General features: G+C 61.2%; 26 protein-coding genes and 4 tRNA genes. 29 read left to right on the top strand and 1 reads right to left on the bottom strand.

What is annotated here, in order from left to right; genetic code table 11:
• Nucleotides 1–25: 25 nt before the first annotated feature.
• The 25 genes from rsgA (at nucleotide 26) to proC (ending at nucleotide 20,514) form a co-directional block, all read left to right on the top strand.
• Nucleotides 26–1,210 (top strand): ribosome small subunit-dependent GTPase A, encoded by a 1,185-nt coding sequence (gene rsgA, locus DW195_RS05375; protein ID WP_233540824.1) that lies wholly within the window; start codon nucleotides 26–28, stop codon nucleotides 1,208–1,210.
• A 251-nt stretch (nucleotides 1,211–1,461) separates the two neighbouring features.
• The gene (gene cpaB / locus DW195_RS05370) at nucleotides 1,462–2,121 is read left to right on the top strand and encodes a Flp pilus assembly protein CpaB (protein ID WP_226790441.1); all 660 of its coding nucleotides are present in this window, start codon (nucleotides 1,462–1,464) and stop codon (nucleotides 2,119–2,121) included.
• Nucleotides 2,121–3,770 carry a P-loop NTPase gene (locus DW195_RS05365; protein WP_117628993.1) on the top strand — a complete coding sequence of 550 codons (1,650 nt, stop codon included), beginning with the start codon at nucleotides 2,121–2,123 and terminating at the stop codon, nucleotides 3,768–3,770. The genes cpaB and DW195_RS05365 overlap by 1 nt, the downstream gene beginning before the upstream one ends.
• Nucleotides 3,767–5,095 (top strand): CpaF family protein, encoded by a 1,329-nt coding sequence (locus DW195_RS05360; protein WP_117634305.1) that lies wholly within the window; start codon nucleotides 3,767–3,769, stop codon nucleotides 5,093–5,095. Before DW195_RS05365 ends, DW195_RS05360 begins: the two co-directional genes overlap by 4 nt.
• Nucleotides 5,068–5,994, top strand: a complete 927-nt coding sequence (locus DW195_RS05355) for a type II secretion system F family protein (protein WP_118206069.1) — start codon at nucleotides 5,068–5,070, stop codon at nucleotides 5,992–5,994. Before DW195_RS05360 ends, DW195_RS05355 begins: the two co-directional genes overlap by 28 nt.
• On the top strand, nucleotides 5,991–6,632 hold the full coding sequence (locus DW195_RS05350; RefSeq protein ID WP_118206068.1) for a type II secretion system F family protein: 642 nt from the start codon (nucleotides 5,991–5,993) through the stop codon (nucleotides 6,630–6,632). Before DW195_RS05355 ends, DW195_RS05350 begins: the two co-directional genes overlap by 4 nt.
• A 10-nt stretch (nucleotides 6,633–6,642) precedes the next feature.
• Nucleotides 6,643–6,876, top strand: coding sequence for a hypothetical protein (locus DW195_RS05345; protein ID WP_089572694.1), 234 nt, complete (start codon nucleotides 6,643–6,645; stop codon nucleotides 6,874–6,876).
• The gene (locus DW195_RS05340) at nucleotides 6,840–7,403 is read left to right on the top strand and encodes a hypothetical protein (RefSeq protein WP_147356491.1); all 564 of its coding nucleotides are present in this window, start codon (nucleotides 6,840–6,842) and stop codon (nucleotides 7,401–7,403) included. The genes DW195_RS05345 and DW195_RS05340 overlap by 37 nt, the downstream gene beginning before the upstream one ends.
• Before the next feature lies 1 nt (nucleotide 7,404).
• The gene (locus DW195_RS05335) at nucleotides 7,405–7,623 is read left to right on the top strand and encodes a hypothetical protein (RefSeq protein ID WP_117563704.1); all 219 of its coding nucleotides are present in this window, start codon (nucleotides 7,405–7,407) and stop codon (nucleotides 7,621–7,623) included.
• On the top strand, nucleotides 7,559–8,095 hold the full coding sequence (locus DW195_RS05330; RefSeq protein WP_118206066.1) for a TadE family protein: 537 nt from the start codon (nucleotides 7,559–7,561) through the stop codon (nucleotides 8,093–8,095). The genes DW195_RS05335 and DW195_RS05330 overlap by 65 nt, the downstream gene beginning before the upstream one ends.
• Before the next feature lie 64 nt (nucleotides 8,096–8,159).
• Nucleotides 8,160–10,220 carry a hypothetical protein gene (locus DW195_RS05325; protein ID WP_118206065.1) on the top strand — a complete coding sequence of 687 codons (2,061 nt, stop codon included), beginning with the start codon at nucleotides 8,160–8,162 and terminating at the stop codon, nucleotides 10,218–10,220.
• The gene (locus DW195_RS05320) at nucleotides 10,220–10,696 is read left to right on the top strand and encodes a TadE/TadG family type IV pilus assembly protein (RefSeq protein WP_055250534.1); all 477 of its coding nucleotides are present in this window, start codon (nucleotides 10,220–10,222) and stop codon (nucleotides 10,694–10,696) included. Before DW195_RS05325 ends, DW195_RS05320 begins: the two co-directional genes overlap by 1 nt.
• Nucleotides 10,693–11,052, top strand: a complete 360-nt coding sequence (locus tag DW195_RS05315) for a DUF192 domain-containing protein (RefSeq protein WP_233540823.1) — start codon at nucleotides 10,693–10,695, stop codon at nucleotides 11,050–11,052. Before DW195_RS05320 ends, DW195_RS05315 begins: the two co-directional genes overlap by 4 nt.
• Nucleotides 11,053–11,110: 58 nt before the next feature.
• Complete coding sequence (locus tag DW195_RS05310; RefSeq protein WP_118206063.1) at nucleotides 11,111–11,377, top strand: hypothetical protein; 267 nt, start codon at nucleotides 11,111–11,113, stop codon at nucleotides 11,375–11,377.
• Entirely contained in the window at nucleotides 11,377–11,661 is a 285-nt protein-coding gene (locus DW195_RS05305; protein ID WP_118206062.1) for a ribbon-helix-helix protein, CopG family, read from the top strand. The genes DW195_RS05310 and DW195_RS05305 overlap by 1 nt, the downstream gene beginning before the upstream one ends.
• 123 nt (nucleotides 11,662–11,784) lie before the next feature.
• A tRNA-Phe gene (locus tag DW195_RS05300) sits at nucleotides 11,785–11,857 on the top strand.
• A gap of 482 nt (nucleotides 11,858–12,339) precedes the next feature.
• Entirely contained in the window at nucleotides 12,340–13,401 is a 1,062-nt protein-coding gene (locus DW195_RS05295; RefSeq protein ID WP_118206061.1) for a glycoside hydrolase family 5 protein, read from the top strand.
• Between the two features lie 6 nt (nucleotides 13,402–13,407).
• Nucleotides 13,408–14,286: a 16S rRNA (cytidine(1402)-2'-O)-methyltransferase gene (rsmI, locus tag DW195_RS05290; RefSeq protein WP_118206060.1), complete on the top strand. Its 879-nt coding sequence runs from the start codon at nucleotides 13,408–13,410 to the stop codon at nucleotides 14,284–14,286.
• Nucleotides 14,287–14,355: 69 nt separating this feature from the next.
• A complete protein-coding gene (gene metG, locus DW195_RS05285; protein ID WP_118206059.1) occupies nucleotides 14,356–15,957 on the top strand; it encodes a methionine--tRNA ligase in 1,602 nt (533 codons plus the stop codon).
• A 110-nt stretch (nucleotides 15,958–16,067) separates the two neighbouring features.
• Entirely contained in the window at nucleotides 16,068–16,928 is an 861-nt protein-coding gene (gene rsmA / locus DW195_RS05280) for a 16S rRNA (adenine(1518)-N(6)/adenine(1519)-N(6))-dimethyltransferase RsmA (RefSeq protein ID WP_055250524.1), read from the top strand.
• Nucleotides 16,918–17,835, top strand: a complete 918-nt coding sequence (locus DW195_RS05275) for a TatD family hydrolase (RefSeq protein WP_117640789.1) — start codon at nucleotides 16,918–16,920, stop codon at nucleotides 17,833–17,835. The genes rsmA and DW195_RS05275 overlap by 11 nt, the downstream gene beginning before the upstream one ends.
• A gap of 43 nt (nucleotides 17,836–17,878) precedes the next feature.
• Nucleotides 17,879–17,965: transfer RNA gene (locus DW195_RS05270), tRNA-Leu, on the top strand.
• A gap of 289 nt (nucleotides 17,966–18,254) precedes the next feature.
• Nucleotides 18,255–19,193 (top strand): SPFH domain-containing protein, encoded by a 939-nt coding sequence (locus DW195_RS05265; protein ID WP_055250521.1) that lies wholly within the window; start codon nucleotides 18,255–18,257, stop codon nucleotides 19,191–19,193.
• A 6-nt stretch (nucleotides 19,194–19,199) separates the two neighbouring features.
• Nucleotides 19,200–19,670, top strand: a complete 471-nt coding sequence (gene rlmH, locus DW195_RS05260) for a 23S rRNA (pseudouridine(1915)-N(3))-methyltransferase RlmH (protein WP_117563694.1) — start codon at nucleotides 19,200–19,202, stop codon at nucleotides 19,668–19,670.
• Nucleotides 19,671–19,743: 73 nt separating this feature from the next.
• Nucleotides 19,744–20,514, top strand: a complete 771-nt coding sequence (gene proC, locus DW195_RS05255) for a pyrroline-5-carboxylate reductase (RefSeq protein ID WP_118206058.1) — start codon at nucleotides 19,744–19,746, stop codon at nucleotides 20,512–20,514.
• Between the two features lie 158 nt (nucleotides 20,515–20,672).
• On the opposite strand, the gene DW195_RS10525 is transcribed toward proC, so the two are convergent.
• Nucleotides 20,673–20,846 (bottom strand): DUF6724 family protein, encoded by a 174-nt coding sequence (locus DW195_RS10525; RefSeq protein ID WP_168170424.1) that lies wholly within the window; start codon nucleotides 20,844–20,846, stop codon nucleotides 20,673–20,675.
• A 111-nt stretch (nucleotides 20,847–20,957) separates the two neighbouring features.
• Between DW195_RS10525 and serS the strand changes: the two genes are divergently transcribed.
• The 4 genes from serS (at nucleotide 20,958) to DW195_RS05235 (ending at nucleotide 23,187) form a co-directional block, all read left to right on the top strand.
• Entirely contained in the window at nucleotides 20,958–22,241 is a 1,284-nt protein-coding gene (gene serS / locus DW195_RS05250; RefSeq protein WP_118206057.1) for a serine--tRNA ligase, read from the top strand.
• A 173-nt stretch (nucleotides 22,242–22,414) separates the two neighbouring features.
• Nucleotides 22,415–22,792 (top strand): hypothetical protein, encoded by a 378-nt coding sequence (locus tag DW195_RS05245; protein WP_117628981.1) that lies wholly within the window; start codon nucleotides 22,415–22,417, stop codon nucleotides 22,790–22,792.
• Between the two features lie 77 nt (nucleotides 22,793–22,869).
• Nucleotides 22,870–22,946, top strand: a tRNA-Arg gene (locus tag DW195_RS05240).
• Between the two features lie 164 nt (nucleotides 22,947–23,110).
• Nucleotides 23,111–23,187, top strand: a tRNA-Arg gene (locus tag DW195_RS05235).
• Nucleotides 23,188–23,255: the final 68 nt, after the last annotated feature.

The following is a 23,255-nucleotide window of genomic DNA, read 5'->3' as shown; positions in this document are numbered from 1 at the left end:
TGATTTTTGGTGCTGGGAGGCGTTTGTGGCTAAGGCTAAGGCTAAGGCGAAGAAAAAGACGACGGGGGCGCGGGCTAAGCGTGATCGTCGTCGGAAGCTCGCGACCGAACCCCCTGCATCTGCTGAGGAGTTGCTGGCGAGTGTACCGGGGCTTGACGCGCTGCAGGATGTTCCGGCGTTTGATGACCTGCCGGTCGATGAAGCTCAGCAGGCTGCCTTTGATGATTTCTGCGCACATGCCGAGGAGCCCGAGCAGATGCAGCTTGGCGCCGTGGTGCGCTTGGATCGTGGGTTTCCGCTGGTGGCGACTGCCGACGATACCTTCCGCGCCGAGCATGCCGTGGGATTTGCCAAGTCGCGCGGTGGGGACGAGGTCCTGCTGCCTGCCGTGGGCGATCGTGTGGCGGTGCGCCGCGCTCCCGGGCACGATATGGGCGTGATTGAATGCGTGCTGCCGCGCCGTACGAGCTTTGAGCGTTGGCGCGGCCGTGCCCGCGGAGAGCGCCAGGTGCTCTGCTCCAACGTGGATAGCGTGCTAATCGTGCAGGCGCTCGGTGCCGGCGAGGTGCTGCTCGACCGTGTGGCGCGTTCGCTGGTATTGGCGCTCGACTGCGATGCCGAGCCGGTGGTGGTACTCACCAAAGCTGACCGCTGCGATGCCGAGGAACTCGAGCGCGATCTGGACCGCGTGCGCCGCCTGGTGGGTCCGGACGTGCGCGTGATCGTGACGTCCTCTGCCGAGGGCCGCGGCCTGGACGAGGTCCGTGCCTGCGTGCCTGCCGGGAGCTGCGCCATGATTCTGGGCGAGTCGGGTGCCGGCAAGTCGACGCTGCTCAATGCGCTGCTGGGCCACGATACGTTGGCGACCGGCGGTGTGCGCGAACGCGACGACCAGGGCCGTCACACTACCGTCGCGCGCGTGATGGTGACGCTGCCGGGCGACGCCGGCGTGATCGCCGATGCCCCGGGCCTGCGCAGCCTACCGCTCGTGGGTCACGAGCGGGGACTGGCCCGCGCCTTCCCCGAGATTGTCGAGGCATCGCGCGCGTGCCGGTTTGGCGATTGCACGCATACCCATGAGCCGGGTTGCGCCGTTCGCGAGGCCGAGGACGCCGGGCAGATCGATAGCCTGCGTCTGGAAACGTTCCAAAACCTGGCGTTATCCATGCGCGTGAGTGCTCAAATGCTCGATCCCGATGTCCATCTGTAATTGATTTTTCCTATGACAGCCGTTTCCCAACTGTTCGGGAGACGGCTTTTTGCTGCGGAAAAGCCTCGAAACATGCAGTTTGCTGACGTGCTGACCAAAACCTTGCCACGAGCTTGACGGGCTGGTCAGCTTTTGGTCAGCGATTGGTTTGACATCGAAAACCAAGATTGCGATTGCGCCGCTTTGCACTCTGACCGCCCAGACAATGGTGGTACGGGCATTCGCCCGGCACTGCCATGAGAGGAGCGGCCGTGAACAAGAGCAAGCGCATCGCCATCAGTCTGGTCGCGGGCGTGCTCGCTGCTCTGCTCTGCATGGTTTACGGCTCATCGATCCGCTCACAAGCCGAACAGGTCCAGGCTGAGACCTTGGCCAAGTACGGTGGCGATCGCGTCGAGGTATGCGTCGCGGCGCGCGATATCGATGTGGGCGAGACCCTCGATGAGACCAATGTCATAACCCAGGAGTGGCTGACGAGTCTGCTGCCGCGTGACGCGGCGACCGAGCTGCGCCAGGTGCGCGGCGACGTGACGACTTCGCGTATTCCCAAAAACGCCGTGATCTGCAATGTCTACACCAAGGTCGAGAGCCGCAAGCTCGAGGTGCCTAAGGGCAAGGTCGCCGTTTCGGTGGCGGTTGATGCCGAGCACTCGGTCGGCGGTGCTACGGGCGTGGGCAGCTACGTGGATGTGTATGTGCAAAAAGACGGCGTGACCGATCGGCTGTGCGGCGCGTACGTGATCGATACCAGTGAGGATTCCGGTGCCACGCGCGAGGGCAAGATCGAATGGGTGACGCTGGCGGCTGACCCCGAAGACGTCAAGGAACTGCTGGGAGCCTCGGGCAAGGGAACGGTCAGCTTGACGATTCCCGCCACGGCGCGCGGCAAAAAGAGCGGAGGCGACGAGTGATGAAGGCGATCTGGCTTGCGTGCTGCGCGTGCGGCGATTACGGGCTGTTGCAGCGGGAAGTCGAGGGCCGTGATGCGGGTGCACAGGTGCTTCGCGTGGGTGACCTGGACGGGCTGGTTTCCATGGCGCGGGCGTTTCCGTCGCGCCGCGGGGCTGCCATCATCGCGGCGTCTCTGTTTGATACCGAAGATGTGCGCAAGACTGTTGCGCGCCTGACGGCCGAAGGCCGCGTGAGTCGCGTGGTCGTGTTGATAGAAGCGCTCGATCCGTCGGATATCGAGGGGCTGTTTCGCGCGGGGGCGACCGAGGTCATCGCTGCACACAGTATATGCGGCAACGGGCGCGCGGGCGAGGGAGCGGTTGATTCCGATCGGCGCATGACGATTGAGCCCGATGCTTTTGTTGATAGGGAACCCGGGGCGCCTCGCGCTACAAGAGGCCCGCGTGTTGATGATTATGGAAAAGCGGAAGCCGAGCATGGTCGGCGCCCCCGGAACCCCCTTGTATACGATGACGCTGGAGGGCCGGCGCAGCATGCTGGCGACTCCCCGGCAGTAGATATGGGATACGTGCACGGCGTGAATCTGGCGGATGAACTCGACGAAGTTGAGGGCCTTGCCGGGTGCGGCGAGTTGTCGCTGATGCAGCATGAGCAGATTGCGCAGAACGAGCCTGCCTCGCAGACCGAACAAGCAGCCATGCCGGCTTGGACGCAGCACGTGGTTGCGGCGGGGGAGACGGGGACGCTGTCACCGACGCCCGCCCCGCCGCCTCCGATGCCGCCGGCAGACGCTACCGCTCCGCCGCATCGAGCTCCAGTCATCTGCGCTATTTCGGGTTCGGGCGGTTGCGGCAAGTCGACGATCGTTGCCACCATGGCACACACATCGTCGCTGTTGGGCTTGCGTGCCGCCGTGCTCGACCTGGACCTGATGTTTGGAAACCTTTACGACTTGTTAGGCGTCGATGCTCCGCGCGATATGGCGGCACTTATCGAGCCGTCGGCGGCGGGCATGCTCACCGAGCCGGATATCGTAGCCGCTTCGATGCGCGTGGCGCCGGGCGTTACGCTCTGGGGTCCCGTCGCGGCGCCCGAGCAAGCCGAGCTCATGGCACGTCCGGTGGAGCTACTGCTTGATGTTCTGCGTCGCGAATCCGACGTGGTCTTTATCGATACCTCGGTCTTTTGGGGCGACGCCGTGGCGGCTGCGGTGGCGGCGAGCGACCGTTGCCTGGTCGTTGGCGATGCGGCGGTGTCGTCCGCGGCATCGGCATCGCGCGTCATTGAACTGGCAGGTCGAGTAGGTGTGCCGCGCACGCGCATGAGCGCCGTGTTCAACCGGTTCGGTGCGCGCGGGGCAGACGAGGACGTCGCCATGCGCTTTGAGATTGCCTGTGCGTTAAGCTCCAAGATTCGTATCGCCGATGGCGGGCAGGATCTCGCCGCGCTCATGGCGTTTGGGCGCGCTGACGAGGCAGTGGGGCAGACCAGCGCTTTTGCGACTAGCGTGCGCGAGGCCACGCGCGAGATGCTCGTGGAACTGGGGTGCGCCGTCGGCCCTTGGAGCGATATGGTCGCCGACCGTGCAACGCGCACCGAACGCCCGCGTATCCGCCTTCCCTGGTCGCGCGAGGGTGATCAGCGATGAGCCTGCAAACGAGGATTAAGGCTGCCGGCGCTGCGGCGGCGGCAGCGCCTGTAGATGTGGGGCGTCGCCGCGCCGTGAAACGACGCACCAAGCGCGCCGTGATGGACCGCATGGGTTACGACGAAGTGGCGCGTATCAGCGCCTATATCGACCCGGCACTTGCCCGCTCGGAATTGCGTCCTGCGGTGGAGGCGGCGCTCAATGTTGAGGAGCCGACCGATCTCGCGACGCCCGAGCGCGAGACCATCATCGACGAGATTTTGGATGACGTGGTGGGCTTGGGGCCGTTGCAGCCGCTCATCGAGGACGACACCGTTACCGAGATCATGATCAACGGCTGCCGCTCGGCTTTCTTTGAACGCGGCGGCGTCTTGTACCCCATCGAGCATGCGTTTGAGGATGATGAGCAGATCCGTGTGCTTATCGACCGCATTATCTCGCCACTTGGCCGCCGTATCGACGAGCGCAGCCCCATCGTCAACGCCCGCCTCAAAACGGGCTATCGCGTCAACGCGGTGATTCCGCCTGTGGCGATTGACGGACCGATTCTCACCATCCGAAAGTTCTCGGACCGTATCTGCTCGCTGGACGAGCTCGTGGGGTTGGGATCGCTGCCGCTTTGGTATGCGCAGCTGCTGTCGTGTGCGGTGTCGCTGCGACAGGACCTGGCGGTTGCGGGAGGCACGGGATCTGGTAAGACCACCCTGCTCAACGCGTTGTCATGTGAGATTTCCACCGGCGAGCGCATCGTGACGATCGAGGACTCTGCCGAGCTCAAGTTTGCGCATCATCCGCACGTGGTGCGCCTAGAGGCGCGCGAGGCTTCAATTGAGGGCGAGGGCGCGGTGACGATCCGCGACCTGGTGACTAATGCCCTGCGCATGCGCCCCGACCGCATCGTGGTGGGCGAGGTGCGCGGTGCCGAGTGCTGCGACATGTTGCAGGCCATGAACACGGGCCACGACGGGTCGCTCACCACGCTTCATGCGGGTTCAGAACAGGAGACCGTGGTGCGTCTGACGTTGCTTGCACGTTATGGCATCGATCTGCCGAGCGAGCTCATCGAGGAGCAGATTGCCATGGCACTCGACGGTATCGTGATGTCCGAGCGCCACGCCGATGGCAGGCGCTTCGTCTCCTCGTATTCGGGGGTGCGACGCGCCGCATCGGGCGGCGTAGAGCTCGAGCGCTATGTGACGTTCGATGCCGCCGAGCGCACCTGGACGCTTGACCGCGAGCCGCCGTTTATCGCAGAAGGCCTGCGGTCGGGGACGCTCACACAAGAGGAGGTGGACGAATGGAGATCACTGTGCCCCTCGTCGTAGGGGGCTTGGCAGGGCTTTCTGTCGCGACGGCGTGCGGGGCGGAACCTCGTGTGCCGCAGGTACCGCCGGCGGAGCTGGCACGTCAGGCGCTCGAGACGGTGGCAGAGAAGCTGCCGCGTGAGCTGGTGGAAAACGATCTGCTGAAAAAGATCGCCCGTTCGTGGGCATCGCTGGCTCCGGCGCATCGCCTTGGCCTCGTGATCGAAGATGCTTCGGGACGTTTGGCGTTTCTGCTGCTATCGAGCGGTGTCTGCTGCGTTTTACTAACGATGGTGTCGTTATCGCCCCTCGGATTTGCCTTGGGACTTGTTGCTCCGTTTGCCGTTGGTGCCGCTCGGGATGGCTTTGAGAGCCGGCGCGAGCAACACGATGCAGAAGAGGCAATGCCCGAGGCGTTTACCGCACTTTCCATGTCGCTTGCCTCGGGACATTCGCTGGCCCAGGGCATGCGCTTTGTGGGCGCTCATGCGCAAGAGCCAGTGCATACCGAGTTTTTGCGGGTGGCGGCGGCGATCGATTGCGGCATCTCGGCGACCGACGCGCTCGATGACTTGCTCGTGCGTATCGACGCCCCCGGTCTTTCGCTTGTGACCTTGGCGCTTAAGGTGTCTCAGCGCACCGGCGCTCCGCTTGCCGACTTACTGTCCGAGGCGTCGAGCATGGTGGGGGAGCGCATTGAGCTCAGGCGCCGCCTGGATGTTAAGACGTCGCAGGCTCGCATGTCTGCGCATATGGTCGCGGCGATGCCGGCGGGCATGTGCGCGGTGTTGGCGCTGCTTTCGGCAGATTTTCGTCGCGGTCTTGCGACGCCTGCCGGCGCGGGCGCTGTGGTGCTGGGTCTTGCCCTCAACGCCGTTGCCCTGGTGGTTATCCGGCGCATTATGCGGGTGGAGCTATGAGCGCCCCGGTTGCAGTTGCGGCTTGCCTGTGCGCCCTGAGTGTATTTGTCGCGACGGGTTTGGATCGGGCGGATGCACGCAAGATCGCAGGGGCCTGCAAGCGCGAGGCGGTGCTGGTCGCTGCCGCGGGTCGCTCGGTGGTCGATGCTCTGACCGCGCGAGTGAAGGGCGCGGTTGGAGCGGACGGCCCGGCGCGAGTGTCGCTCGGCGAAGTGTCCGAGATGATCGATGTTGTGCGCTTGGGTCTTTCGGCCGGTCTTTCGTTTGATGCGGCGCTTGAGATTTTCTGCGCCAACCGCCGGTCAGTGCTGGCTCTTCGCCTTGAGCGCGCCTGCATGGCGTGGCAGGTGGGCGTGGGCACGCGTGAGGACGAGTTGTTGGCCGCCGCGCGCGACCTGGACGTGCGAGCGCTCGAGACCTTTGCCATCACGGTGGGGCAGGCGCTCGCCCTGGGTGCCCCACTTGCCGAGACGCTGACCGCTCAAAGTCGCGAGATCCGTGCGGCTCATCGCGCCGCGGTCGAGCGCGAGATCGAGCGTGCACCCGTCAAGCTGCTGATTCCCACTGGCACGCTCATCTTGCCGGCGTTGCTTCTGTCCATATTGGGCCCGCTGCTGGGGGCAGGCGGGATGATGTAGGGAGGAATACATGAACACGATGACTGACGCTGCTGGCAAGGTCCAGGGCTGGGCGTTTTGCCGGGCGGCACATGTTCGTCAGCGCGCCAAGGAACTATTGCAGGAGGAGAGTGCACAGGGTACCACCGAGTATGCCATCTTGGTCGGCGTGCTCGTGGTGATCGCGATTATCGCCATCGTCGCATTTAAGGGCAAGGTCCAAGATCTATGGAACGCTATCAGCGAGGGCATCAACAGCCTGTAGAGGGCGAGCGCCCCGTCGGGGTGCTGCTGGTGTTTGCTTGCCTGACCGTGGCGATAGCGGCGGTGCTTTGGGGGCTTAACGCCGCGCGGCAGCAGCGTCCTGGGACCGCCTCCGATTTGGGCTCAGATTCGGCGGTGGCGTCTCAAAAAGATGAGATGCGAGATGCGGACGATTCGGATGTCGCTGTCACGGCGCAAACCTTTCTGCGGACGCTCGACAAGCGGTCTGGCACTGCGACGGATTCGCCTGAGGGCAACGCGATTGCGGTTCGACTTGCATGGTCCGAGGACCGACCGATGACCGAAGCGGCGGCGGATATGCTGCGTGCCTATCGCGAGGTACCCACGGCGCAACTTGCTCTGAGCGGCTATCTCGACATCAAGGGAAACGTGTGGGGCGCCATCGTGCGCGACGGACGCGGCTGGGTCGATATGGTGACAATTGCCGCGGATGCTGGCGATGCTTCGTGTCGTCTGCGCGCCGTGCGCCTGAGCCCGCAGGCAACGGACTCAAAGGAGGGATCGTGAAATGCATGATGTCCTGCGTGAGGAATCTGCCCAGGCGACGGTCGAATACGCCATCGTCACGGTGGCGCTGTTATCGATCGTGCTGGCGATCGCGGGACTTTGGCGTGCCGGCACCGATGGGCGCTTGGCGGCGCTGGTTGAGCGGGCGGCATCCCATGGCGTTGCCTCGACGTCGGTTATCGACGCCGCTGCGGCCGCTAAGGACATCGCGTTGTATTGATGCCGCGCGCGAGGACTGGGCGCAGTCTACGGTCGAGGCCGCTTTTTTGCTGCCGACGTTTCTGACACTCATCCTTCTCGCGCTGCAACCGGTGTGCCTGCTCTATACGCGCGCGGTCATGGAGTCTGCCGCCGCCGAGACCGCGCGGCTCATGACCACGACGACGGCGGAGGACGACGATCTTAAGGAGTTCACCCGCCGCCGACTTGCCGCAGTGCCCAACGTTTCGATCTTTCATGCCGGCGGGCCGTTGTCGTGGGATATCGAGCTTGGCCGGGCCGGTGCGGGTGGCGTCTCGTCCGTGTCCGTTTCCGGCGAGGTCAAGCCGTTGCCTGTGATCGGTGCGTTTGCGCAGGCTATGGGTGGTACCGCCGAGGGCGGCTACGTTGAGCTCAAGGTCGATGTCTCGTATCAATCGCGTCCCGAATGGCTGGAGGGAGATTATGATTCGTGGATTGCTGCATGGGATTAAGCGTTTCTGGTCTAGACGCGTTTTGACGCACCGTCCGAGCTGCCATCGCAAGCGAGGCGGCTTTATGGGTCGAGCCGGTGTCGATCTGTTTATCGAAGACGGCGCCTATACCACGCTTTCTTCTGCCGTGGTCATCCTAGTGGTGCTCACATTGTTGTTTTCGTCGACCGCGGCGATATGGAGCATGTCGCGTGCCGGGGATACTCAGGTGGCGGCTGATAGTGGCGCGCTGGCGGGTGCCAACGTAGTGTCGTCCTATCACACGGCTGCCACGGTGGTTGATGCGAGCATCTTGAGTCTGGGGCTGGCGGGGTTTGCCACGATCGGGACGGGCCTGGTCGCCATCCTCATCCCGGGTGCCGAGCCGGTTGCCGGCAATATGGTCGACACCGGGATTGAGATCATTAAAACGCGCAACAAGTTTGCCAAAAGCGCATCGGAAGGCTTACAGAAAATCGAGACGGCTCTGCCGTATCTGATCGCCGCGCGTGCCACGCAGGCGGTGTCGGCGCAGGATACCGATAGTGTGACCTATACCGGTACGGCGCTTGCCGTGCCCAGGACATCCGAGTCTGACTTCGCTGCGCTCGAGGGGTCCGAGATCTCGACCGATGCCATTAAAGACACATCAGATGATTTAGAGTGTGCGGCCGAGGAGCTGCGGAAGGCTTCTGAGGACACGGCGAAGGCTAAAGAGCGTGCTTGGCTGGCGGATTGTGGTGGGTCTGACAAGGGCTCGGTCGGCAGCTGTTCTTGCATGTGGGAGCGTGCGAAAAGCCTAACGGATCTCTCCGGTGTTCAAAATCCACATTACTCATCGAGCGTTACGTGGGAGCCCCAAGTTGCCCTTGATCGCGCGAAGGACTACTACCATTGGCGTCTGACAAATGAGAAGCCCCACGGCTCGAGTGTCGAGATGAAGGCAGAGTCTGCGGCGCGTAAGGCGTTTTATACCTATGCGAGCGCGGAGGTCGATCGGGCACATATAACCGAGAACGGAGACAGGGTCTCCTCCTATATTCCGCTGCTGCCGCGCAACTCTGATGAGGTTCGGGCGACGGAACTCTATACCGATGCGGTGTGGCCGACGAGCGTGAACGATGACAAGGCGTATCTGCATTACGGGACGACCTGCCCTAACTATAAGAAAGGGACGCCGAGCGGATTTGCTTCGGTTGCCGATTACGATGGACAGGATAAATGCAGCAAATGCCATTTTGGCGTTTCGTCGCTTGGTGCTGTTGCGGCGCCTTCAACCTCTATCGAAAACGGCTTCGAATATCACTTCGACGAGTTCAAAAAGGCCTTGGAGGAATACGTCAAATGTCGGAACAAAGAGCTTGAGCTCATGCGTCAGACCGAGGATGAGGCCGACCGTGCGAGCAATGCGTTTGACCAGGCCATTAAAGCGCTTTCGGGCGAGCGTCCGCGTATCGCTCCGCCCGGTCGCAACGGCGTGGTTGCCTTTGCGGTTTCGGGTGCCATCTCGAGCTCCGATGAACTCAACTCTTCGTTTAACACGGCAGTCAGACTTGGCGATCGCGGTGCCATCTCTGCCGCGGTGCTGGCGCCCGATGGGGCGACGGCGCAAAACAACGTGCTTTCGCGATTTTTCTCGACATTGAAGGAACGCTCGGGCGGCGTTGCCGGCGTGTTCGACGGCGTCATGGATGTTTGGGGACGGCTGCTTGTGGGATACGGTGATATCCAAGGTTCGGCCGACGAACTTATGGGCGAGATGATTAAAGGCCTAGGAGGGGGCAGCGGCGCGTTGGGCTCCATCGCATCGTGGCTCGGCGATACCGTTTCGGCGTCCGTGGCGGCGTTGGGTCTGGAACCGTGCGACTTGCGCCTGCGAAAGCCGGTGCTGACCGATTCCGCCAACGTCATTAAGAGTCCGGGGTCTGACATTGCTGGTTTCTCTCAAGCGCAAGACAAGCTGCGAAGTATTCCGTTGGGCGTGACCGATCCCAAGGCGCTTTGCGAGGCGTTGGAATATCAAGTCGAACGCACCATTAGCGGTACGGTGTTCACGCTTGCGGAGATTCCTCTGCCCGGCGGCGGCTCCATCCCGCTCACCGTCGATGTCGCCACGCTGGTTGGCGCTTTGGGCGGTGGGTCGTAATGAGTATCCGCATGCGTCTGCGCGAGGAGCGCGCCCAAGCGACGGTGGAGATGGCAGTGGTTACGCCCGTTTTGCTGGTGCTGGCACTCATCGTGTACAACGTCATGATCTTTGCCAGCGCTGTCGCGCGCTTCGACCGCGTGGTGCCCGACATCGTGTTGGCGCACGCCGTGGCGTCGGAGGGGGAGGGCGACGAAAGCTCTGCCGATGCCTCGGCGACGGTTCAGACTCAAATTCTGAATGCCATGAAAGGCTATGACTTGCAGATCGAAGTGTCGAGCGAGCAAGGCGCGGAGGCATCGGATGGTGGCCTGCTCTCCCTATCCGGTACGTTTAGGACCTACACCTGCACCATGCACTATGAGCCGTGGCCGACTTCTCTCAGCATCGCTGGCGTTCCGCTGGGGGCGCCGACAACGTTGTCGCACGAGCGCGCGGTGACGGTCGATCCATGGCGCCCGGGGGTGGTCATGTGACCGCGGTCTCGTCCTACATCGCCTACGCGCGGGCACTCAATAGGCTGGGTTGGACGCCGGCCGAGTTTGCGGTGGCGGAGTCGTTTGTCATGCGCCTGCGCGGCATGCTGGGACGGCGTCCGGTTGCCGCCAACGGCCTGCCGCTCGTCATGGCGTTTCCACGCTGCTCTTCGGTCCACACGTGTTTTATGGCCTATCCCATCGACATCGCCTTCATCGATCGCGACGGCAATATCCTCGCGCGCTACGAAAACGTATGTCCCTGGCGTATGTGCTCCTACCCCGGCGCCTGGGCCGCACTAGAACGCTCTTCAATCATTGTTTCGACCCCTGCTCTCCAACGCGTGCCGGCTTAAGAATTGGCGACAGCGGACTTTCGTCATACGAAATTGGGTAAGATGGAGGAGAAGATGCATGGATGTTGAGATCCATCCCAACGCTAAAAAGCACCTGACAGAAAAGCAGGTGCTTAGCGCTTGGCTTGCGGTTACTGAGCGAATTCGTCGCGAGTCGAAGGACGAGCCGCCGAGATGGCTTGCGATTGGATGGCTCCCAGACGGACGAAGCGTGGAGCTTGTCGCGGTCGAGCTTGTTCGTGGGTGGCTTATCATTCATGCCTTGTCTCCAGTCCAGAAGAAATTTTGGCAGGAGATTGAACGGGCTCGGCAAAGGGGTCGATGATGGGCAAGACGTATACGGCCGCTAAAGGTCAGGTTGTAACGGATGAAATGATTGACGCGTGGTGCGAGTCGTACGAGCGCGGAGAGTTTCCGGATGGCGAACATACCGTTGGTGGGATCGTGCATGGACGGCCCCCGCTCTCAGGTGAGGGGACGGCAACGTTGTCGGTCAAGATTCCTCTGGGAATGAAGGAGGCCATTCGTCGACGGGCGGCTGCCGAGGGGATGACGCCAAGTGAGTTTGCCCGTGCGGCTCTGAGCGAAAAACTTCTTGCTGCCGGCTGATGTCTCTGACGTGCCGATTTATAGAACCGAGGCTGTGCTCAAAAACTTTTTTAAAATTCTCGGTTGACCGGAACGCGTCCTTGGTTATACTAATCAAGCCTTGAAACAAGGCACACCTCAAATGGCTGGGTAGCTCAGTTGGTAGAGCAGAGGACTGAAAATCCTCGTGTCAGGGGTTCGATTCCCTTCCCCGCCACCTTGAATTGACTAGGACCTCTGCAAAGGGGTCCTTTTCTTTTATGTAGCCCTCGCACGGAATCGAACCCCGTGAGGGCGCGGAGCTGAGTAAACGCGTAAGCGTTTGCCAGCGCAGCTCGCAAGGCGCGTAAGCGCCGCAGCGGTCCGTCCGCGCAGCGCGCGGACGCGATTCCCTTCCCCGCCACCTTGAATTGACTAGGACCTCTGCAAAGGGGTCCTTTTCTTTTATGTAGGGTTCTGCGGAAACTGCGTCCCAGAATAAGGGCTCAGAACGGGACACACTTTCCGGTGCCTGCCTCCGGCGCGCGTACACACCTCGTCGCACCATTCCGAGCCCGCCCGCCCCAGACATTCCTCCCACTTTCGCGTCACTTTGCAGACCGTTCGGTCGCCTGTCCGCACACGCGGGTATACTCAGAACGATACTTATCCTATGCAATACGATGCGGGTTCGACCCGCATGATCCGAAGGGGGCAGTGATGGAGAGGATACTCGGCGTTAATCTCTCTGGCTGGTTTATTCCCGAGCCTTGGGTGACCCCGTCGCTGTACGCGGCGACCGGCGCATCCAACGCAGCCGAGCTGCAGGAGGCCATGGGTACCGCCGCTTACAACGAGCGCATGCGTCGTCATTACGAGACGTTTGTGAGCGAGGGCGATTTTCGCCGCATGGCGCAGATCGGTCTCAATGCCGTGCGTCTGCCGGTGCCCTGGTATGCCTTTGGCTCACAGGAGTCCGATGCCTCCTACATATCGGTTGTCGATTACATCGACCGCGCGATTGAGTGGGCTGCCAAGTACGATATCCGCGTGCTGCTCGATCTGGCAACCGTGCCCGGTGGCCAGGGCGATTCCAACGATTCGCCCACCACGCCGGAGGCTGTCGCCGAGTGGCATTCGTCCACCAACGGCCGTCATGTCGCACTCGACGTGCTCGAGCGCTTGGCCGATCGCTATGGCGAGGCCGAGAGCCTGCTGGGCATTGAGCTGCTGGACACGCCGCAGATGAGCGTTCGCAAGAGCCTCTTCACCATGACGGATGGCATTCCTGCTCACTACCTGCGCAATTTCTATCGCGATGCCTACGAGCTCGTCCGTTCGTATATGCCCGAGGATAAAATCGTCGTCTTCTCGTCGTCGGGGCATCCCAGCGAGTGGAAGCATTTTATGCGCGGCGCCAAGTACAAGAACGTCTACATGGACCTTCACCTGTATCATTACCGCGACGAGTATGCGCTCGACATCACGAGCCCTCGCGGGCTGACGACGGCGATTTCTCGTAACAAGCGCGAGCTTAAAGAAGCGATTTCGACTGGGTTCCCCGTGCTGGTGGGCGAATGGTCGGGCGCGGCGATCTTTGCCAACTCGTCGGTTACGCCCGAGGGCCGCAATGCCTACGAGCGCGTGTTTATCGCCAACCAGCTGGCTTCGTTTGCGCCGGCTGCCGGTTGGTTCTTCCAAACGTGGAAGACCGAGAAGCGCATTGCAGCATGGGACGCCCGCGCGGCGCTCGGTACGCTCGAGCGCGGCATGATTGAATAGGTTGATATGACGCAAAACAGCGCCCATACGGGCAAACTCTATGTGGTCGGCACGCCCATCGGCAACCTAGGCGACCTGTCCCCGCGCGTTGGCGAGGCCTTTGCCGCCGCCGATGCCATTTGCTGCGAAGACACGCGTGTGACGTCAAAGCTGCTGATGCACCTGGGCATTTCCAAGCCGCTTGTCCGTTGCGACGAGAATGTGATCGCTAGCCGCGCTGCCGGCCTGGTCGACCGTCTGCTGGCGGGGGAGACCCTCGCCTTTGCCTCGGACGCCGGCATGCCGAGCGTGTCCGATCCCGGCCAGGCGCTGGTCGAGGCGGCGCGTGAGGCCGATGTACCCGTCGAAGTTATTCCCGGGCCCTCTGCTTGCGTCACGGCGCTTGTTTCGTCCGGCATTCCCTGCGAGCATTTTTTCTTCGAGGGCTTTTTGGGCCGAAAGCACGGCGACCGTGTGCGCCGTTTGCAGCGCCTTGCCGTGGTGCCCGGCGCACTCATCTTCTACGAGTCTCCACATCGCATCGTGGCGACGCTCGAGGCCGTGGCGGAGGTCTTTCCCCAGCGTGAGGTTGCCGTCTGCCGCGAACTCACCAAGCTGCACGAGGAGGTCTTGCGCGGGCTCGCTGCCCAGCTTGCCGAGGAACTGCGCGCTCGCGGCGAGGTAAAGGGCGAGATCGCGCTGGTCATCGCGCCGCCGAGCGAGGATGAGGAGGCCGGTATCGTGCCGGTCGGCGCCACGGCAGCGGATCCCGACGAGGCCCTGCGCGAGGATATCCGCGCCGCGCTCGAGGAGGGGGAGCCCGCGTCTGCGGTGGCCAAGCGCCTGTCTCAGAAGTATTCGCGCCGCAAGCGCGATGTCTATGCCATGGTGCTCGATATGCAATAGATGGAGGATATCCAGCCCTTGCGCTAGAATCATCCTCTGTATGCAACGTTTTTCTGGAGGACAAACCCCATGGATCAAAGCAAGCCTTCGTTCTTTATCACGACGCCCATCTACTACGTCAACGCCGATCCGCACCTGGGCACGGCTTATTCCACCATCATCGCCGACGTTCAGGCTCGCTATCGCCGCTCCGCCGGCTATAACGTCAAGTTCCTGACCGGCATGGACGAGCACGGCGAGAAGGTCGCCGAGGCCGCAGCCAAGCATGGCATGACGCCGCAGGAGTGGACCGACAGCCAGGCTCCGCACTTCAAGGAGCTTTGGAGCAAGCTCGAGATCTCCAACGACGACTTCATCCGCACCACCGAGCCGCGCCAGCATCATGCCGTGCAGTACCTGTGGGAGCGCATGAAGGAGTCCGGCTATCTGTATAAGGGCAGCTACGACGGTTGGTATTGCGTGCCTGACGAGACCTACTTCACCGATACGCAGGTCCAGAAGGGCGACGAGGAGTACGGCAGCGTCGGCCAGCATCTATGCCCCGACTGCCACCGTCCGCTTGAGCGCGTCCAGGAGGAGTCCTACTTCTTTAAGCTTTCCGCCTTCCAGGACAAGCTTCTCAAGCTCTATGACGAGCACCCCGACTTTGTCGAGCCTGCGTTCCGCATGAACGAGGTTCGCAGCTTTGTCGAGGGCGGCCTCAACGACCTTTCTGTGAGTCGCACGAGCTTTGACTGGGGCATCCAGGTTCCGTTTGACGAGGGCCATGTGACCTATGTATGGTTTGACGCGCTGCTCAACTATATGACGGCCGTCGGCTACGGTGTCGACACCGACGAGGCGCGTGCCGAGCTGGCCTATCGCTGGCCCGCGCAGTTCCACATCGTGGGTAAGGACATCATCCGCTTCCACTGCGTCATTTGGCCCGCCATGCTCATGGCCATCGGCGAGGCCCTGCCCGAGCACGTCTTTGCCCACGGCTTCCTGACCGTGCGCAATGCCGAGACCGGCAAGGCCGAGAAGATGTCCAAGAGCCGCGGTAACGCCATCGCTCCGCAGGACGTTATCGACATGCTGGGCGTCGAGGGCTATCGCTACTACTTTATGACCGACGTGGTCCCCGGCACTGACGGCGCCATCAGCTTCGATCGCATGGAGCAGGTCTACAACGCCGATCTGGCCAACAGCTGGGGCAACCTCATTTCGCGCTCGCTCAACATGAGCGCAAAGTACTTTGACGGCTGCGCCCCGGCTAAACCGGCGTCTGCCGACGCGTTCGATAACCCGCTGGCAAAGATTGCCGACGGTTTGGTCGAGCGCTACATGGCCAAGATGGACATGCTCGATTACGGCGGAGCCAAGGATGAGGTCATGGAGCTCATCCATGCCGCCAACCACTACATCGAGGACTCCGAGCCCTGGGCGCTTGCCAAGGACGAGGCCAAGGCTGACGAGCTGGCATTTGTGATTTACAACCTGCTCGAGGCCATCCGCATCGCCGCCCACCTGCTGATGCCGCTCATGCCCCAGACTTCTGTTGAGGCTCTGCGCCGCCTGTCCTGTGAGGACGAGGCCGCGAGCGACGACCTCAAGGGCATTTGCACTTGGGGCCTGCTTGCCGGCGGTCAGCCCGTCGAGAAGGGCGATCCGCTGTTCCCGCGTCTGGCGTAGAGACCGCGCGAGCGCCATATCGGCAATTTGCTGTTTAGATGTAAGGGCATGGCCGCCACGGTCCATGCCCTTTTGTTTCAAGACGCCGCCATCTTGCTAAGGAGGCAACTATGACAACTTCGCCTTTGGCAAACCCCACGGCCACCAGGGAGCTGCTGGAGGAGTTTGGCCTTGCGACCAAGCATCGCCTGGGCCAGAACTTTCTAATCGACAATCATGTGATCGAGCGTATCTGCGAGCTTGCCGAGCTTGCAGGTGACGAGCGCGTACTCGAGGTGGGTCCGGGTTGTGGAACGTTGACACTTGCGTTGCTGCAGGAAGCGGCGTGCGTTACGTCCATTGAGGCCGATCCCGAGCTTGAGCCGGTGCTCGATGCCCACGCCGCCGACTATGCCAACTTCCGCTTTATCATGGGCGACGCGCTCAAGGTGGGCCCGGAGCAGATTGAGCAGGCTGCGGGCGGTGAGCCGACGGTGTTTGTCGCGAACCTGCCCTATAACGTGGCGGCGACGATCATCCTGCAGTTCTTCCAGACGATGCCGGCGCTCAAGCGCGCCGTCGTCATGGTGCAAAAGGAGGTTGCCGATCGCATTGCCGCAGTGCCGGGCAACAAGACCTATGGCGGCTATACGGCAAAGCTTGGCCTGTATGCGCAGGTAACGGGTCGCTTTGAGGTGCCGCCGCGTTGCTTTATGCCGGCGCCACACGTGGACTCGGCCGTCGTGCGTATCGACCGTGTTGACGGTGTGGTGCCCGAAGGACTCGATCGCGAATTTGTGGCCCGCGTGATTGACGCTGCATTTGCTCAGCGTCGCAAGACCATCCGCAATTCCATGAGCGCCAACGGCTTTGCCAAGGACGTGCTCGATGCCGCCTTTGAGGCTTGCGGTATCGCACCCACCACGCGCGCCGAGACGCTCGGCGTCGCCGACTTTGTGTGCCTGGCTCGGGAGCTTTCCCATGACGCTTAATGCCGAACGCGTGACGTTTACCAAGAAAAAGAAGACGGTTGCTTGTCCCGTGCCCTTGGCACCGCTTGCCGACACACATGCGCATCTGCTTTCGTTCTGGGGCAAGGATGTGCCCGAGACACTCGTGCGTGCCAAGGCGGCAGGCATCGACCTGTTGGTGACGGTCTTCGACCCCATCGCCGACAAGCGCAGCGTGACGGACTATAGCGACTGGCTCGTGCGCGAAATTCTGCCGATGCAGGATATCCCGCAGATCAAGTATCTTGCCGGCGTGCATCCGTATGGCGCGCCGGACTATACCGACGACATTCACGCGCAGGTTGTTGCTGCGCTTGATGACCCTTTGTGTGCCGGTATTGGCGAAATCGGTCTGGACTACCACATGGATTACGACGACGACATCACGCCGGCGCCCCACAGCGTGCAGATTGATTGCATGGCGCGCCAGCTCGAGCTTGCCGTGTGTCGTAACGTGCCGGTGGAGCTGCATCTGCGTCACGAGGACATGGACCAGGAGCGTACCTCGCACGTGGACGCCTACAACGTGCTTCGTGAGGTGGGCGTGCCCCAGGCCGGTTGTGTGCTGCACTGTTTTGGCGAGGACCGCGCCACGATGGAGCGCTTTGTGAAGCTGGGCTGCTATATCGCCTATGGTGGTGCGGCCACCTTTAAGCGCAACGACGACGTGCGCGAGGCATTTGCGGCGACCCCGCTCGACCGCATTTTGTTCGAGACGGATTGCCCGTATATGGCTCCGGAGCCCATCCGCGGTCTTGAATGCGAGCCAGCAATGATCTCCATTACGGCAAACGCGCTGGTTAACGACCGTGTCGATCGCACTGGTGAGGACGCCGAAACAATCGCGCATGCCGCTTGGGAAAATGCCTGCAAACTTTTTCAAAAATAGTTCTTGCGTTCGCGGTGGCGCTCCGTTATTCTAATTCCTGCACGCGGGCGTGGCGGAATTGGCAGACGCGTACGGTTCAGGTCCGTATGGGGGCAACCCCATGAAGGTTCAAGTCCTTTCGCCCGCACCATTGATTGAAAGAGCTCCCAGCAATGGGGGCTTTTTTGTTATGGGCCCACCGCGGGGACTTGAACCTGCGAAGGAGCGAGCGTAAAGAAAACGCGGAGCGTTTTTAGCGAGCTGGCGAGTCCGCCGGCAGGCGGGCGAAGCCGGTGCGGATCCGCGAAGCGGATACGCGGACGTCCTTTCGCCCGCACCATGGATTGAAAGAGCTCCCAGCAATGGGAGCTCTTTTTGTTATGCACGATCTCCTTGGACGGGTATCCTAGTACCAACGTGTGCCTATCAGAGGAGAGACCATGCTGTTTTCCGGTATCATCGCCGCCCTTACCAGCCTTTTGATTCCCATCATCATCCTGTTGCTGCTGCTCCCCAACGCCTGTTATGTCGTTGAACAGCAGCACGCCGTAATCATCGAGCGCTTGGGTAAGTTCAACCGTATCGTCAACGCGGGCTTCCACGTGAAGGTGCCCGTGATCGACCGCAAGGCCGCCACGGTGAGCCTGCGCACCATGAAAAACGGTTTTGGCATCGACGTTAAGACCCAGGACAACGTGACCATCGGTCTTGAGGTCTCCGCTCAGTACCACGTGAGCTACGACATGGGCGCCGGCCCGGCAGATTCGGGCATCTACAAGAGCTACTACATGCTGCAGGAGCCCGTCGACCAGATGCGCGACTTCATCACCGACGCCCTGCGCTCCTCCATCCCCGTCTACACACTCGATGAGGTCTTTGCCAAGAAGGATGACATCGCCAAGGACGTTAATGCCACCGTTTCCGAGCAGATGGCCGCCTACGGCTTCACCCTCGTGTCGACGCTCATCACCAAAATCGCACTGCCGACCGAGGTTGAGAACTCCATGAACGACATCAACGCTGCCCAGCGCAAGCGCGCTGCCGCGCAGGAGCTCGCCGAGGCCGACCGCATCAAGCGCGTCACCGAGGCGACCGCCGAGGCCGAGGCTATGGAAAAGGCGGGCGAGGGCATCGCCAACCAGCGCAAGGCCATCGCGCTGGGTATCAAAGATTCGCTCGAGATCATCCAGGAGACGGGTGTCGGCAATGACGAGGCCAACCAACTGTTCATGTTTACGCAGTGGTCCGAGATGATGACGGAGTTCGCTCGCACGGGTAAAACCTCGACGGTCGTGCTGCCGAGCGACTTTTCGCAGTCGGCCTCGATGTTCGAGCAGATGCTGGCCGCCGGCAAAGTTCAAAACGATTCGAAGGAGTAGACGCGCGTGAAATACACCGTCGTTTGCGTCGGTAAGCTCAAGGAGCGCTTTTGGAAGGACGCGTGCGCTGAGTACACCAAGCGCCTAGGTGCCTATGCCAAGGTGGATATCCGCGAGGTGGCCGATATCGACCCGGCTAAGGCGGGCGGCGTGGATGCCGCGCGCGACAAGGAGGGGGCGGCGATTCTTGCCGCCTTGCCATCTCGAGCGCATGTGATCCTGCTGGCTATCGAGGGCAAGGAGCGCTCGAGCGAGGAGTTTTCGGCGAGACTCGACGATCTTATGCTGCGAGGCAGCAGCGACATTGCCTTTGTAATCGGCGGTTCGGATGGCGTGAGCGATGACGTGCGCGCACGAGCCGACGAGATGCTCAGCTTTGGACGCATTACCTTGCCGCATAACCTGGCGCGTGTGGTGCTGCTGGAGCAGATTTACCGTGCCTGCAAGATCAGCCGTGGCGAGCCGTATCACAAATAGGTCGGCAATACGAAACAATGGCGTGGGACAATACCTTTCGTTTTGAGGAATGTGTCTGAAAGGACTATGCGATATGAAGATTGGATTTGTCGGTTTTGGCAATATGGCGAGCGCTATGGCCGATGGCTGGATCGCTGCCGGTGTAGCTGCGAGCGACATGTGCGCCTGCGCGGGTCGCTACGACGCACTGGTTGAGCGCTGCGAGGCGCGCGGCATGGTCGCCTGCCACGATGCCGCCGAGGTTGTCGCCGCATCCGATATCGTGGTCGCTGCGGTCAAACCGTACATGATCGAGAAGGTATTCGCCCCGCTCAAGGATGCTCTTGCCAAAAAGGTCGTTCTGTCGGTTGCCTGGACCTGGGACAGTGCCAAGTGGGAGCAGGTCCTGCCGGGCGTCGCGCATATCTCGACGGTGCCCAACACGCCGGTTTCGGTGGGCGAGGGCGTCATCGCCTGCGAGAAGGCTTCGACGCTTAACGACGAGCAGCGTGCTGTGGTGCTCGACCTGCTCGGTAAGCTTGGCGCTGTCGTCGAGCTCGACACAAGCCTGCTGTTTGTGGGCGGCACGGTGGGTGGTTGCGCTCCGGCGTTTGTCGCCATGGCAATCGAGGCCCTGGGCGATGCGGCGGTCAAGCACGGTATCCCGCGTGCGGATGCTTATCGCATTGTGAGCCAGATGGTGCTGGGTACGGCAAAGCTGCAGCTTGCAACTGACCAGCATCCTGCGGCGATGAAGGATGCCGTATGCTCGCCCGGTGGTGCCACCATCAAGGGCGTCGTTGCGCTCGAGGACGCCGGCATGCGCAGCGCCCTGGTCAAGGCAATCGACGCAACCCTCCAGTAAAACCGACCAAAAAAGGGACAGGTTTATGTTGGCAGGTTTTTCCTGCGGTTTTGTCCTTTTAGCGAAAAGTGCCCCGCAACTGGCTCAATTCCAGTTGCGGGGCACTTGCGTTTGCCCAGATAAAACCGACCAAAATAAACCTGTCCCTTTTTGGCAGGTTAGTCCCAGAAGCTGTCTTCTTCGTCCTCGGACTTGGGGCCGCGGTCGACATACATCTTATGGGTGCGCTTCTCCATTACAAAGGCAATAATCGCAAACAGCAGGATGCCGCCGGCGAAAAGGATGGCAAAACCGGTGCGGGTGCCAAACAAAAAGGAAAAAACTGCGTCCATTGGGTGCCTTCTTGCGTAGTTGAGTTGGGTCGTAAACGCTCATAAGTATATACTTGCCCATACATGTACAAGGTTGCAACCTAAATGGAATGTATATCGCCGGAGGATCTAATGCTTGATATCAAGTTTGTTCGCGAGAACCCCGATGCCATCGATGTCGCCATGGCTAACCGCCAGACGTCTTGGGATCGCGAGAAGTTCTTTGAGCTCGACGACGAGCGTCGTGCCGTCATCACCGAGGTCGAGGAGCTCCAGGCCACACGCAACGCCGAGTCCAAGAAGATCGGCGCCCTGATGAAGGAGGGCAAGAAGGACGAGGCCGAGGCCGCCAAGGAGGCCGTGCGCGCCGTCAACGAGAAGATTGACGGTCTGGCCGAGCGCCGCACCGCCCTCGAGCAGGAGCAGTACGACTTCATGGCTCACCTGCCCAACATTCCCTGCGAGGCCACGCCGTACGGCAAGGACGAGGACGAGAACATCGAGCGCCGTCGTTGGGGCACCCCGCGCGAGTTCGACTTCGACTTTAAGCCGCACTGGGATCTGGGCACCGACCTCGACATCCTTGACTTCGAGCGCGGCAACAAGCTCTCCGGCAGCCGCTTCACCGTTCTCGGTGGCGCCGGCGCCCGTCTTGAGCGCGCCCTCATCAACTTCTTCCTCGATACGCACACCAGCCGTGGTTTTAAGGAGTGGTGGCCGCCCATCGTCGTCAAGCGTCAGACCATGTTCGGCACGGGCCAGCTGCCCAAGTTCGAGGACGACGCCTATCACGTCTCGGGCGACAACTTCCTGATCCCCACCGCCGAGGTCGTGCTCACCAACCTGCACGCCGGTGAGGTCCTCGACGCCGACACCCTGCCGCGCCGCTACACCGCCTTCACCCCCTGCTTCCGCGAGGAGGCCGGTTCCGCCGGTCGCGATACCCGTGGCATCATCCGTCAGCACGAGTTCGACAAGGTCGAGATGGTCAAGTTCGCTAAGCCGGAGGAGTCCGACGAGGAGCTCGAGAGCATGACCGCCGAGGCCGAGTACCTGCTGCAGCAGCTGGGCCTTCCGTATCGCGTGATTAGCCTGTGCACCGGCGACTTGGGCTTCTCTGCCCGTCAGACCTACGACATCGAGGTCTGGCTGCCGAGCTACAACGCCTACAAGGAGATCAGCTCCTGCTCCAACTGCGGTGACTTCCAGGCTCGCCGCGCCAACATCAAGTATCGCGACCCCGAGAACTTCAAGGGTTCGCGCTATCTGCACACCCTCAACGGTTCCGGCCTGCCGGCTGGCCGTACCATGGCTGCCATTCTGGAGAACTACCAGAACGCCGACGGCACCATCACGATCCCCGAGGCCCTGCGTCCCTACATGGGCGGCCTCGAGAAGATCGAGCCGGTCGCGTAACTTGGCTGCATAGGCGATATGCAAGGGCGCTCCTTCGGGGGCGCCCTATTTCGTGCGCAGGTCCATACCATGCCGTGCGGACAGCTCAATAGAAAACACACGAACAACTGTTCTGTATACAGCAATCTACCTGCTATGCTTTTGCTAAATAAGAGCGAGAGAAAGGGGACGCGATGGAGCTGTTTGATGATCGGGTGGTTTTGTTTGAGAGCGACGAGGGCGGGGAGTACCTGCTTGTAACGTGTGAGCCGTCTGGCATGGGTGGCCTGGTGGTTCGACAGACGAGCGGGGGTCCGTTGACCCAATGGTGCTTTGAGGAGTCGCCTCATGTGGTTGAGACGTTTGTGGCGCACGAGGGGCTTGTGGCCCTGGAGCATTTCTATGGGGTCCGGACATCTAACCAGGTTGCTCGCATGTTGAGTATCTCGTTTGCCGATTATGATTGTGCCCAGCGGGTGAGATCGCTCCTGAGGGAACTTGATGCTAAGTTTGACGTGATCGAAAAGCCAATCGATCGTACGGGGAACGACGGTATATGCGGAGCAGCATGACAAGACTGCGTTCCACAAAAAAGTTTGAAATTGTGCTTGACTCCAATAAGCTAAAGTGGTTTTATATGTCTTGCGCTGCGGCGTTACCTCAGCTGGATAGAGGGTCTGACTACGAATCAGAACGTCATAGGTTCGAATCCTATACGCCGCACCAATTGAAATTGAAAGCCTCCGGCAACGGGGGCTTTTCTTTTAGGCAGTCGCCGCATGGATTCGAACCTCGGTCGAGGCGCGGGCGTCTTAATCATCACTTCGTAAAATTTTTCCAAATTGTCGCTTGACCCATCGAGGGGTCACGTGCATAATAATCCGTGCGTTGCGGCGTTACCTCAGCTGGATAGAGGGTCTGACTACGAATCAGAACGTCATAGGTTCGAATCCTATACGCCGCACCAACTGAACTTTAAAGCCTCCGGTAACGGAGGCTTTTCTTATATGTCGACATACTTGAGGAGTTGCTTTC

Origin of the sequence: Collinsella sp. AM17-1 (genome assembly GCF_003470665.1) — a bacterium.
Lineage (GTDB): Bacteria > Actinomycetota > Coriobacteriia > Coriobacteriales > Coriobacteriaceae > Collinsella.
The sequence above is the reverse complement of the archived record's forward strand: the minus strand, read 5'-3'. Positions and strand labels throughout refer to the sequence as shown.